Annotated in this window: 10 protein-coding genes; 3 read left to right on the top strand and 7 right to left on the bottom strand. The window is 70.9% G+C overall.

Annotated elements, in window-relative coordinates; genetic code table 11:
- Positions 1–18 precede the first annotated feature (18 nt).
- On the top strand, positions 19–2,010 hold the full coding sequence (locus tag J8M51_RS37250) for a hypothetical protein (protein WP_267299828.1): 1,992 nt from the start codon (positions 19–21) through the stop codon (positions 2,008–2,010).
- A 72-nt stretch (positions 2,011–2,082) separates the two neighbouring features.
- Here the strand turns inward: J8M51_RS37250 and J8M51_RS37245 are convergent, their stop codons facing one another.
- Together J8M51_RS37245 and J8M51_RS37240 are read right to left on the bottom strand one after the other, a co-directional pair.
- Positions 2,083–3,714: an alpha/beta hydrolase gene (locus J8M51_RS37245; RefSeq protein WP_086760790.1), complete on the bottom strand. Its 1,632-nt coding sequence runs from the start codon at positions 3,712–3,714 to the stop codon at positions 2,083–2,085.
- A gap of 173 nt (positions 3,715–3,887) precedes the next feature.
- Positions 3,888–4,625 carry a TetR/AcrR family transcriptional regulator gene (locus tag J8M51_RS37240; protein ID WP_086760809.1) on the bottom strand — a complete coding sequence of 246 codons (738 nt, stop codon included), beginning with the start codon at positions 4,623–4,625 and terminating at the stop codon, positions 3,888–3,890.
- A 174-nt stretch (positions 4,626–4,799) separates the two neighbouring features.
- Here J8M51_RS37240 and J8M51_RS37235 point away from each other — a divergent pair, with 174 nt between their 5' ends.
- Together J8M51_RS37235 and J8M51_RS37230 are read left to right on the top strand one after the other, a co-directional pair.
- On the top strand, positions 4,800–5,777 hold the full coding sequence (locus tag J8M51_RS37235; protein WP_086760792.1) for an ABC transporter ATP-binding protein: 978 nt from the start codon (positions 4,800–4,802) through the stop codon (positions 5,775–5,777).
- Positions 5,770–6,513, top strand: a complete 744-nt coding sequence (locus tag J8M51_RS37230) for an ABC transporter permease (RefSeq protein WP_179203349.1) — start codon at positions 5,770–5,772, stop codon at positions 6,511–6,513. The genes J8M51_RS37235 and J8M51_RS37230 overlap by 8 nt, the downstream gene beginning before the upstream one ends.
- A 54-nt stretch (positions 6,514–6,567) precedes the next feature.
- Here the strand turns inward: J8M51_RS37230 and ccsB are convergent, their stop codons facing one another.
- The 5 genes from ccsB to J8M51_RS37205 form a co-directional block, all read right to left on the bottom strand.
- On the bottom strand, positions 6,568–7,695 hold the full coding sequence (ccsB, locus tag J8M51_RS37225; RefSeq protein ID WP_086760794.1) for a c-type cytochrome biogenesis protein CcsB: 1,128 nt from the start codon (positions 7,693–7,695) through the stop codon (positions 6,568–6,570).
- The gene (resB, locus tag J8M51_RS37220) at positions 7,692–9,485 is read right to left on the bottom strand and encodes a cytochrome c biogenesis protein ResB (protein ID WP_086760797.1); all 1,794 of its coding nucleotides are present in this window, start codon (positions 9,483–9,485) and stop codon (positions 7,692–7,694) included. Before resB ends, ccsB begins: the two co-directional genes overlap by 4 nt.
- A 3-nt stretch (positions 9,486–9,488) precedes the next feature.
- Entirely contained in the window at positions 9,489–10,274 is a 786-nt protein-coding gene (locus tag J8M51_RS37215; RefSeq protein WP_086760812.1) for a cytochrome c biogenesis CcdA family protein, read from the bottom strand.
- Between the two features lie 16 nt (positions 10,275–10,290).
- Positions 10,291–10,890, bottom strand: coding sequence for a TlpA family protein disulfide reductase (locus tag J8M51_RS37210; protein WP_179203350.1), 600 nt, complete (start codon positions 10,888–10,890; stop codon positions 10,291–10,293).
- A 65-nt stretch (positions 10,891–10,955) separates the two neighbouring features.
- The gene (locus J8M51_RS37205) at positions 10,956–12,236 is read right to left on the bottom strand and encodes a polysaccharide deacetylase family protein (RefSeq protein WP_236067989.1); all 1,281 of its coding nucleotides are present in this window, start codon (positions 12,234–12,236) and stop codon (positions 10,956–10,958) included.
- Positions 12,237–12,279 lie beyond the last annotated feature (43 nt).

Raw genomic sequence — 12,279 nt, 5'->3', positions numbered from 1 at the left:
TTGATAACCACAGCAGCTATGACTACGGCGACGACGCAGACCCACGCCCTCTTCGGCATACCCACCGCGTTCCACCCCCCGGAGGGCCCCCCTTTCATCGTGCTCGCCGGAGGCCGGGGGCTCGGCAAGAGCGTCGCGTTGCGGGGGCTGTGGGAGGCGTACCGGAGTCGTACGCCCGTCGCGCTGATCGACGGCGAGGAGACGCGGTTCGACCGACCTCCCCCGGGCCGGCCCCCGGAGACCTGGTCGCCCGTGTACGAGGCGCTGTCGGCGATCGCGGAGCAGCTCGGCGAGCCCGTGGCCGGAGCCGGGGCCGGGCGGATCACGTTCCCCCGGCTGGCGTGCGGGCTGCTCGCCGTCGCGGCCGGTGGCTGGGGCGACCGCGCGCTGTCGCGGATCTGCGCGGAGGCGGAACGCGTCCTGCTGCTGAGCGACGCGGGCGGCTGGCTGGCGGGGCGGTGGGTGGGGAAGACCGTGGCCCGGCTGGTGTCGTCGATGTCGGACCAGGGCCCGGTGGTCGAGGCGACCATCGAGACGGCACTGGAGGCGTTCAGCGAGGGGATGTCGTCCTCGCACCGGCGGCTGCGCCGGGGTGCCGTCTGGTACCGCGACCACCCGAACGCCGCCGGGAACCCGAAGCTCGGCCTGGTCCTCCTCTCCCGGCACTTCAGGGCGGGCGGCGACGCGCGCACCCACGCCGAACACCACCTCGTACGGGCGCTGCTGGCGGACCTGGACGACGCGTACTCGGGGGTCGCCGGGGTCGTACCGCGTACGCAGCGGGCCGGGCGGCCGGTGATCCTGCTCGACAACGTGCAGGAGGCGGCCGGGCGGCGGCTGCTGGAGTCGGTGCTGCGGGACCGGGCGGACGGCCGGGCCGACCAGGTGGCGTTCTTCGCCGGGCTGCGCGGCCAGGGCCACCCGGCGCTGCGGAACGCGGCCCGCCGCACCCTGCCGGAGGCGACCCGCACCAGCGGCTGGACACCGGGCGCCACGCCGTCGTCCCGAGCCCTGCTGATCCCGCTCCCCCCGCTCTCCCCCGAGGAGACGCTCCACGTCATCGGCGCGGCCTGTGCGGGCGTGCCGGTCCCTCCCCGACTCCCTGACGCGACACACCGGTTGACCGGCGGCAGCCCGCTCGGCACGGCCCTGATCGCCGAGTCGGCCCGCCAGAACCTGCCCCGAGGGATCACCACCCTCCCCGGGTTGCTGTCGGCCGCCATGGTCGTGCACGACAAGCACCATGAGGAACACGAGGAACACGAGGAACACGGTGGACGGCCCACGTACCGGGTCCTGCTCGCCCGTCTCCTCCCGGACGAGAGCCACCTCGACGAGCTGGCCGTTCTCGCCGCCGCCCACGACCGTGACTCCGCGCTCGCCCTCGCCCTCGCCGGGTCCCGGCTCCCGGACGGCTTCGGCGAGTCGGCCGTACTGGCGCTGGAGGAACGCCTCGCCCGGGAGGGCCACGCCCCGGCGCCCGGTCACTTCGTGGGCGACCCCTTCCTGCGGACCCTGCTCCTGCTCCGGCTGCGCCACCGGGACCCGGACGGGGAGTGCGGCCGGGCGGTCCACCGCGCCCTGGCCGACCACTGCGGTCCGGACCGCGCGACCTACCGGGCCCACCACGAACTCGCCCTGGGGGAAACGGACTTCGCGGTGGCCCACCTCGGCGCCACGTTCCACGGGGCGGACCCCCGCAGCTGGCTGCGGTCCCTGGCCTTCATCGCGTCGGCCCCGTACGACGCCGACGGCCGGGACGACGACCGGGGCACGGTGGCACTCGGCCGCCCGGACCCGGCCCTCCACGCGCGCGTGCGCCGGCTGCTGCACGCGGTGTGGCAGCTGACGGATCCCCTCGTCCTGCCGGACCCGGCGGTCGCCGACGGTCTGCGCCGGGAGCTGGAACAGCTCTCCGCCGGCCGCCCGGACGCCGACGCCCTCCTGCGGCGGGCGTCGAGGGAGTGGCCGGACGACGCGCTCGCGGGCCGCCCCCTGCGCGTGGGATGACCGGAGACCGCCCGGAGGGGCGGACCTCACCACGAGGTTCCGCCCCACCTTCAGTGGGTCATGCGACCGGACTCAGAAGCGGTCCGGGGCGCGCTGCGGGAGCGGGGAACCGGGGAGCGTGTCCCGCTTCTGGTTCTTCCGGGCCTCCGCGTTCGAGCCGGTCGTCGCCTCGCAGGTCACGTCCTTCGCCGGGAGCTTTCCGGTGAGCAGGTAGCCGTTGACCGCGCCGTCCGAGCAGGCGTTGCCGTTCGGATAGACGCCGTGGCCCTCGCCGCCGTGGACGGTGACCATCCTCGAGCCCTTCAGGTCCACGTGCAGGGCCTGAGCGCTGGGCAGCGGGGTCTGTGAGTCCCACTCGTTCTGGACGACCAGGGAGCCGACCTCGTTGTTCACCTTGGTCGCCGGTTCCACGGACTTGCCCCAGAACGCACAGGGTTTGATGCTGGACGCGAAGTCACCGAAGAGGGGATAGCGGCGCTTGTCCGCGATGGCGTCCCGTCGGTAGCTCTCGGGATCGCGGGACCACGCGGCCGAGTTGTCGCCGCACACCACGGCCCAGAAGCTCGCCGTCATGTTGTCGGCGGGCTCCTCGACGGCGGCGGCGCCTGCGCCCGCCGTCCGGGTCCTCTCGGAGCCGGTGAACGCCGCGAGCCTCTTCGCGGAGGCGGGCTTGCCGTCCGCGGCCTTCTTCAGCTCCACCAGGGCCTCGGAGGCGTACTGCGGGCTGAAGACCGCCCCGCGCATACCCATCCGGATGTCATCGGCGGTGGTCGGCTGCCCGTCCACATCGATGGGCTTCTTCTCGGCCCGCGCGACCAGGTCCCAGAAGGTGCGGTCGACCTTCTCCGGGGTGTCACCGAGGCCGTAGGTCGCCGAACGCGCGGCGGCCCACTCGGTCCACCGGTCGAACGCGGGCTCGGCGCCCTCCGCCCACCACTGGATCATCCCGCGCCAGGCACGGTCCGGATCGACGGCGCTGTCCAGCACGAACCGGTCGGCCCGGCCGGGGAAGAGCTGGGTGTAGACGGCGCCGAGGTAGGTGCCGTACGAGTAGCCCACGTACGAGATCTTCTTCTCACCGAGGATCGCCCGGATCAGATCCATGTCACGCGCGGTGTTGCGCGTGGTGATGTGGGGGAGTGTGCCGCCCGCCTTCTTCTGGCACTTGTTCGCGACGACGCGCGCCCAGACGACGTCCTTGGCGAACGTCATCTTCTTGTAGGGCCGCAGCCAGTCCTCCTCCTTCGGATTCAGACCGCAGGTGACCGGGCTGCTCTGTCCCACACCGCGCGGGTCGAAGCCGATGAGGTCGTACTTGCGCTGGGCGGCCTTGGGAAGCGCCTCCTGCATGCTCAGCGGCATGTAGAGCCCCGAGCCCCCGGGGCCTCCGGGGTTGGAGAACAGGACACCGCGACGCTGGTCGGGCGCGGTGCTCTTGAGCCGGGATATGGCCAGGTCGATCCGTTTGCCGCCGGGGGCCCGGTAGTCCAGCGGGACCTTGACGGTGGCGCACTGGAACGCCGCGGGAGCGTCGGCGTCGCACCGCTTCCACTTCGGCTTCTGCTTCGCGTACCGGTCCAGCGCGCCCTGGGCGGCGGTCGACGAGGAGGCGGTCGGCAGAGAGGTCGCCGGAGCGGCGGAGGCCGTCGAGGTGGCGAGCGCGGGAGCCAGCGTCGCCGTGACACTCACGGCTAACAGCGGCATGAGACGTCGTCTGCGCACGAAATCGATCCTTCCGGTCACACGTTCGGACAGGAAAGATCATTCAAGAACCCGCCCCCCTGCGGATCCTCCGTCGGGCAGCATCTTCCGTCCCCCCTGGGAATGACACAACGGGGTTGAGTGATACCGGAGTTGTAGGGGTGGGGGAGCGGCGATCAGCGACGCGACTCGACCAGGGCCTCGATGCCGTCGAGCACCCGGTCGAGCCCGAAGTCGAAGTCGAAGTCGGTGTCGCCCGCGTGCTCGTCCCCGTGCTCGAACACACCCGAGCCGAGGAGCCGCGCGATGGCGGGGTGCCGCTCGGCGTCGGTGAGCGCCCCGAGCGCCGCCGCGTAGCGCCGCATCGACTCGTCGGGCCCGACCCCGCTCGCCCGCATCCCGGCCTCCAGGTCGGACGTCAGCACGGAGTCGTTGCGTACGTAGCCGCCCACCAGCATCAGCACGGAGAGCTTCTCCTCCTCGCGCAGGCCGGTGCCGTCCAGGCCGGCGAGCGCCGCCTCCATCCAGGCCAGGGAGTTGGGGCCGATGGGCGGTCCCGACGTCGGGATGCGCAGCACCCACAGGTTCCGGCGGAAGACCGCCCGCTGCGACCGCGCCCACCACGCGAGGCACTCGCGCCACCCCGACCCGGACGGCGGCCCCTCGGGCGGTACCCCCACGGCCGCCTCCAGCATCAGCACATAGAGCTCGTCCTTGGCTCCGACGTAGCGGTAGAGCGACATGGGCGAGACGCCGAGTTCCTTGGCGATCCGCCCCATGGACACCGCGTCGAGCCCCTCGGCGCCCGCGATCCGCACGGCCGTGTCCACGATCCGGGCGAGGCTCAGTCCGGGCCGCGGCCCCTTCGCGGGACGTTCACGCAGGCCCCAGGCCACTTCGAGACTCACGGGCAACCCCGTCCCGCTCTCCGCGTCCGCCACGTACGCCTCCCTCGTCGCCCCCCATCACCCACCGGCCCCCGCCTCCGGCTTGACGCACATCCTATTTCTGCGTAACCCTTACACAGTAATGCGTAAGGGTTACGCAGTTGAGTGCCAGAGACGTCAGAGACACGGAAATGAGGGGCGATGCCAGAGCACCCGTCCGACCCGCACCCGTCCGACGCACACGCGCGACCGGCCATCGAAGCGATCGGCCTGACCAAGTCCTACGGCGACCATCAGGTCCTGCGCGGCGTGGACCTCACCGTCCCGCGGGGCGCCGTACACGCCCTGCTCGGCCCCAACGGGGCGGGCAAGACCACCGCCGTACGCATCCTGGCCACGCTCTCGACCGCCGACGCGGGCACCGTCCGGGTGGCCGGTCACGACATCCGCACCGCGCGCTCCCGGGTCCGCCGGGCGATCAGCCTGACCGGTCAGTTCGCGGCGGTCGACGAGATGCAGACGGGCACCGAGAACCTGCGCATGATGACCCGGCTGGCGGGCCGCGACCGGTCGGCCGCCCGCGCGAGGGCGGCGGAACTCCTCGACCACTTCGACCTCACCGGCGCGGCCGACCGCCTGGTGAAGACGTACTCCGGAGGCATGCGCCGCCGCCTGGACCTGGCCGCGTCCCTGGTCGGCGACCCCGAGGTGATCTTCCTCGACGAGCCGACCACGGGCCTGGACCCGCGCAGCCGCACCGCTCTCTGGGACGTCGTGCGGGAGCTGTCGGCGCAGGGCACCACGGTCTTCCTGACCACCCAGTACCTGGAAGAGGCCGACCGGTTGGCGGACCGTATCGCGGTCCTCCACCAGGGCGTCCTGGCCGCCGAGGGCACCCCGGCCGAACTGAAGCGACGCGTCGCGGGCCACCGTCTCGACCTGGTCCTCGCCGACTCGGCGAGCTTCCTGCGGCTGGCTCCCCGGGCCACCCACAGCGACCCCGACACCCGCACCCTGGGCATCCCCACCGACGGCTCGGCCGCCCACATCCGCGCCCTGCTGGACGAGTTGGACCCCACCCGCACCACCGTCTCGCGCTTCTCCGTCCACACGGCGACCCTCGACGACGTCTTCCTCGCACTCACCCGATCCCCCGCCGCGGAGCCCGCCCATGTCTGACGCCCTGATCATGACCGGCCGTTCACTGCGCCTGAGCCGCCGCAACATCGACGCCCTCATCACCGCGCTGGCCCTGCCGGTGATGATGCTGCTGATCTTCGTCTACTTCTTCGGCGGCGCGATCGACACCGGCACGCGGTACGTCACCTACGTCGTCCCCGGTGTTCTCCTGCTCTGCGCGGGCTTCGGCTCGGCGAACACGGCGATGGCGGTGACGGAGGACCTCAGGAGCGGCATCATCGACCGCTTCCGCTCCCTGGACATCGGCGGCACCCCGATCCTCACCGGCCACGTCCTGGCATCGGCGGCCCGCAACTCCCTGGCCACCGCGCTGGTCCTCGGCCTGGCCTTCGCCATCGGCTTCCGCCCCTCGGCCACCCCCGCGGGCTGGCTCGCGGCGACGGCCGTCCTCCTGATCTACATCCTCGCGCTGTCCTGGCTGTCGGCCGCGATCGGCCTCTTCGTCAGGTCCTCCGAGGCGGCGGGCGGCTTCACCTTCTTCGTCAGCTTCCTGCCCTACCCCAGCAGCGCCTTCGTCCCGACCGACACGATGCCCGGCTGGCTCCAGGGCTTCGCGGCCCACCAGCCGGTGACCAAGGTGATCGAGACCCTTCGGGGGCTGCTGCTCGGGCAGCCGGTGGGAACCACGCCCTGGGTGGCACTGGCCTGGTGCGCGGGCATCCTGGCGGTCTCGGCGGGAGCCTCGGGACTCCTGTTCAGAAGGCGCACGGCGTGAGCCGCGACGCCCCCGCCCGGCACCCGTGGGTGCCGGGCGGCCTTCCGGGGCCGGTCAGGCGCCCACGGACCGGAGCGCCGCCAGGCCGACGTCCGCGTAGGAGTGCTTGCCGCTGACGAAGATGTTGACGCCGTAGTAGTTGAACAGCCAGCAGGCGAACGCGGCGAGCGCGATGTACGCGGCCTTGCGGCCCTTCCAGCCGGCCGTGGCACGGGCGTGCAGATAGGCGGCGTAGCAGACCCAGGTGATGAACGACCAGGTCTCCTTGGGGTCCCAGCCCCAGTAGCGGCCCCACGCGTCGCCCGCCCAGATCGCGCCCGCGATGATCGTGAACGTCCACAGCGGGAAGACGGCGGCGTTGACCCGGTACGAGAACTTGTCGAGGGACGCCGACGCGGGCAGCCGCTCCATGACCGAGGTCGCGAACCGGCCGGGCCGGCCGCCGCTCTGGAGCTTGCTCTCGTAGGAGTCCTTGAACAGGTACAGGATCGTGCCGACCGCGCCCACGTAGAAGACCGCGCCGCAGAAGATCGCGGTGGAGACGTGGATGTACAGCCAGTACGAGTGGAGGGCGGGCACCAGCTGGTCGCTGGCGGTGTACAGGACGGTGACGGCGAGACCGAGGTCGAGGAGGACCGTCGTGATGAGGGGCAGCCCGAGCCAGCGGATGTTCTTCCTCAGCGCCAGCAGCGACAGGTACACGCCGACGGCCACGGTGGAGAAGGTGATGTTGAACTCGTACATGTTGCCCCACGGCGCCCGCTGCACCGAGAGCGCCCGGGTGAGCACCCCGCCGAACTCGACGAGGAACGCGAGCACGGTCAGGGACACGGCGATACGGCCGTAGAGGTCGCCCTGCTCGTCCCCGCCGTGGGCGCCGGGCCCGTCCGGCACGTCCCGGGCACCGGCGGCGGCCCGCACGACCACCTTCGGCCGCTCCAGCACGCTCGTCCCACCGGCCGACGTCACCGTCACCGCGGGAGCGTCCGGCTTGGCACCCTTGTCGGCGCCCTTCGGGCCGGCGGTCAGCGCGGCGGCCGTACGGCCCACCTTGCTCCGGCTCCCGAAGAGCCATTCGGCGATGTAGGCGAAGAAGGCCAGGGTGTACACGGCCATCGCGGAGTAGATCAGCGTGTTGCTGATGTTCGCGAGGTTCTCATTCGTCGCGGCGGCGAGAATCACTGGTCAGCCCCTTCGGAAGGTGCGGCTGGGGTTCGGGGGGTCGGGGTGGAGGTGGTCTTCTCGGGGTCGGCCTCGGCGGCGGTCGGGGCCTGTTCGTGCACCAGCGCGGCCAGGTCGCCCAGTTCCTCCGGCACCTTCGCCGACTCACTGCGCCCGAGCCCCGCCATCTCCACGACGGTCACCCCGTCCGGCCCGGCCACCGCCCGCACCCACACCCGCCGCCGCTGGATGAACAGCGACCCGGCGAGACCGAGGATCGCGGTGACCGCCCCACCGAGCGCCCACCCGCTCCCGGGCTGCTGGGTGACCTGGAACCCGGCCCACTCCTTCACCCCGTCGAAGGTGACCGTGCCGTTCCCGCCGGGCAGCGTCATCGTCTCCCCCGGCTTCAGGTTCTCCCGGACCTGAGCGCCCTTGGAGTCCTTGTACGCCTTCAGCTTCCGCTTCTCCAGCCGGTACACGCTCTGCGGCACACCCGAGTCGACCCCGAGGTCACCGTGGTACGGCTCCAGGTTGAGCACCGGGTTCAGGAGCGCGGGGAACTGCGAGACCACCGCCGTGTTCTTGCCACCGTAGGAGGGGAGGAAGAACGCCTGGAAACCGAGCTGCTCCCGCTGCCCCTCGGCGTTCGTGTAGCCGTCCAGGACCTTGATCGCCCCGGAGGAGGTGACGTTGGAGTCCAGCGGCAGCAGCGGCGCGGCGTCGCTGAAGACGACCTTGCCCTTGGCGTCCCGGACGGTGATCACGGGCGCGTAGCCGTGGCTGACGAGATAGACCTTGGAGTCGCCGATCTCCAGCGGCTTGTTGACCTCGATCTTGGTCGACCGCGCCTTGCCGTGGGCGCCGACCGTGTAGTCGACGGAGGCCTCGTAGATCCGCGGGGTGCCCTTGTTCGGGCCGCTGACCTCGTAGGTGCCGCGGAAGTTCTTGAGGTCGAAGCTGAAGGGGTTGAGATCCTCGGCGGTGAAGAGGTTGCCGGACTTGAAGTCGTCGTACTGCGTCAGGACATTGGAGAAGCCGTCGCCCTCGACGATCAGTTTGTTGCCCTCGGAGCGGTAGAGCTGGCCCCAGGCGAAGGCGATGAGCATCACGATCAGGGCGATGTGGAAGGCGAGGTTGCCCGCCTCCCGGAGGTAGCCCTTCTCGGCGGCGACCGCGTCCCCGACGAGGTGCGAGCGGAACCGCCGCCTGCGCAGCGTCGTCAGCGCGACCTCGCGCACCTGCTCCGGCGTGGCCTCCGTGCGCCAGGTCGTGTACGCGGGCAGCCGGGTCAGCCGCTTGGGCGCGCCCGGTGGACGGCCGCGCAGCTGGCCGACGAACTGCCAGGTGCGGGGCACGATGCAGCCGATGAGCGAGACGAAGAGCAGGATGTAGATCGCGGAGAACCACACCGAGCCGTAGACGTGGAACAGCCCGAGCTTCTCGTAGACCGGCCCCAGGGTGTCGTGCCGCTCCATGAAGTCGGCGACCTTGGTCTCGTCCTGGCCGGACTGCGGGATCAGGGAGCCGGGGATCGCCGCGAGCGACAGCATGAAGAGCAGCAGCAGCGCGATCCGCATGGACGTCAGCTGCCGCCAGAACCAGCGGGCCCACCCGATCGCGCCCAGGGAGGGGAGGTTCGGGGCCTCCTCCTGCGGGGCGGTGGAGAGCTGCGAACCGGCGGCCCCGAGGTCGTTGTCGTCGCTCCTGCCGGGGGCCGCGTCGCCACGCCCGGCGGGGTTCGCGCGGTCGCCGCCCGGCGGACGGGGGCCGGCGTTCTTCTCGCGGTTGCCGGAGTCGGTCGTCGTCATCGCTCAGATCCCAGGGGTGAAGCCGGCGGACCAGACCTGCATCTCCTGAATGATGCGGTCCCAGGCGCCGGTCAGCATGAGCAGTCCGATCGTGATCATCATTCCGCCGCCGATGCGCAGCACCCACGCGTAGTGCCGCTTGACCCAGGCGAAGGCGCCGAGCGCCTTGCGGAAGGCCACCGCGGCGAGCACGAAGGGCAGGCCCAGCCCCAGACAGTACGCCACCATCAGCAGCGCCCCGCGACCGGCGCTGGCCTGGTCGAGGGCGAGAGCGTTGACCGAGGTCAGGGTCGGGCCGATGCAGGGCACCCAGCCGATGCCGAAGAGCGCGCCCAGTATCGGGGCGCCCACCAGACCGGTGGCGGGCTTGGTGTGGAAGCGGAACTCGCGCTGGGTGAACCAGGGCATCAGGCCCATGAAGAACAGCCCCATGGCGATCATGAGCCCGCCGAGCACCTTGGTCAGGACGCTCTGGTGCTCCAGCAGCGTCTGCCCGAAGTACCCGAAGAGCGCGCCGCCGGAGACGAACACGAAGGTGAACCCGAGCACGAACAGCCCGGCCCCGGCCGCCATCCGCCCTTTGCGGGCCTCGGCCAGATCGGTTCCGCCGACGCCGGTGACGTACGACAGATAGCCGGGCACGAGCGGCAGGACACAGGGCGAGAAGAAGGAGACGAGCCCGCCGAGCACGGCGATCGGCAGGGCGAGCAGCAGGGCGCCGTCGAACACGGTCCTGTTCAGCTCGGCGGCGGTCGTGGTCAGCGCGGCGGCCATGACCGGATCGGACATCCCCGACACCATCACGTCACTTCTCCGCGAGGATCGGCTCGAGCATCTTGCGCAGCTTCTCCTCGCTCAGCGCCTGCTGGGTGCGCGCCGCGAGCTTGCCCTCCCGGTCGACGACCAGCGTGGAGGGGATCAGCTGCGGATTGAGCGAGCCCTTCTCGAAGCGCAGCAGCAGCTTGCCCGTGGGGTCGTACAGGCTCGGGTACTTCACCTCGTACCGCTCCTCGAAGGCGACCGCGGGCCGGGTGCTGGTGTCGCGGGTGTTGATGCCGACGAACTGCACGCCCTGGTCCGCGAGATCCTCGGAGACCTTCACCAGGTTGGGGGCCTCGGCACGGCAGGGCGCGCACCAGGAGCCCCACACGTTCAGGACGATGATCTTGCCCTTGAAGGAGGAGAGGTCGAGCTGCTCGCCGTCGATGGTCTTCCCGGAGAGATCGGGCGCGGTGTCCCGGTCCCCCTTCTTCACCGTCGCGATCCCGTCGGAGCCGGTGATGAAGCCGGTCTGACCACCGCCGCCCTCGATGCCCCCGCCCGCACAGGCGGACAGCGTCAGCGCCAGGGCGGCGGCCCCGGCGGAGAGCAAAGCGGCACGACCACGGCTCGTACGGACACTCATGTGAAAAGTTTCGCATGCCCGTTTCGGGGGCTTACGGCGGGGTCGCCGACCCCCTGATCCGCAGGTCAGGCGGCCGAACCGGCGCCCAGGAACTCCTTCCAGCTCCCCGTCGGCTCCTGTCCCACCCCGAGGGTCTGGAGCTTGGCGAGGACGTCCGGCGACTGGGCGTCCATCCAGTCCACGAACTGCCGGAAGGAGACGATCCGTATCTCCCCGTCCTTGGCCTTCTCCTTGGCCCGCGCGATGTGCTTCAGCGCCTCCTCGACGGCGTCCATGTAGACCCCGCCGTTCCACTCCTCGAAGTGGTTGCCTATGAACAGGGGCGCGCGGTTGGTCTCGTAGGCGCGCTGGAAGCCGGCGACGTACGCGCCGGTGGCCTGGGTGCGGTAGGCCGGGTAGTTGGCGGGCGGCGCCTGGGTGGAGTTCTGCGACTGGTTGAACATGATGTTGTAGTCCATCGACAGGACCTCGAAGCTCCGGCCGGGGAACGGCACGGACTGCAGCGGCAGATCCCAGATGCCCTCCTTCTTCTTGGGCCAGACCTGGAGGCCGCCGGGTGAGGAGGAGTCGTAGCGCCAGCCCAGCTCACGCGCGGTGGGCAGCAGGTTCTCCTGGCCCAGCAGACACGGCGTACGGCCGCCGATCAGCTCCTTGTCGTAGTCGAACGGCAGCGGTTCGACATCCGTCCAGCCGCTGTTGGTCTTCCATTCCTTCACGAACGACTTCGCCTGGTCGATCTCGCTGCGCCACTGCTTGGGCGTCCAGTTCCCGACGGAGCCGCTGCCGCCGCAGAAGTGGCCGTTGAAATGTGTGCCTATCTCGTGACCGTCGAGCCACGCCGTCCGCACATGTCCCAATGTCGACTTGATGTGCTCGTCCGTCAGATAACCGATGTCGGACGCGCCCGGCGCATTGTTCGGCGGAAGGTACACGCGCTTTTTCGACTCCGGCAGGAGATAGATCCCGGAGAGGAAGAACGTCATATGGGCGCCGTGCTCCTGCCCGGCCTTCAGGAAACGCTCGAAAAGGCCGTTCCCGACATCCCCGGCCCCGTCCCAGGAGAACACCACGAACTGCGGCGGCGTCTCGCCGGGCGCCAGCGCACGCGGCTTCTCCGGCTGGTTCGGCTGCTTCCCCGTGTACGAGGTCGACCCGTCACCCAGCGGCTTCGCGGTCTTCCCCGGCTTCTTCTTCCCCGGGCCCTTGCCGGACCCGGCGCCGCCGGACCCACCGGCCTCGCTCGGCTCGCCGCCGAGCCCCGTACCGCATCCCGTCAGGCCCAGCCCCGCGACCGCCGCCGCGCCCGCGCCGAGCCCGAGCATTCCCCTTCGTGAAATTCCGGGCATCGCATCCCCCTCGGTCAGCTCACGCATCGGTTCACGTGAAGCA

It is taken from the genome of Streptomyces griseiscabiei, assembly GCF_020010925.1.
GTDB classification, from domain to species: domain Bacteria; phylum Actinomycetota; class Actinomycetes; order Streptomycetales; family Streptomycetaceae; genus Streptomyces; species Streptomyces griseiscabiei.
This window is presented reverse-complemented; position numbering and strand designations above follow the sequence as displayed.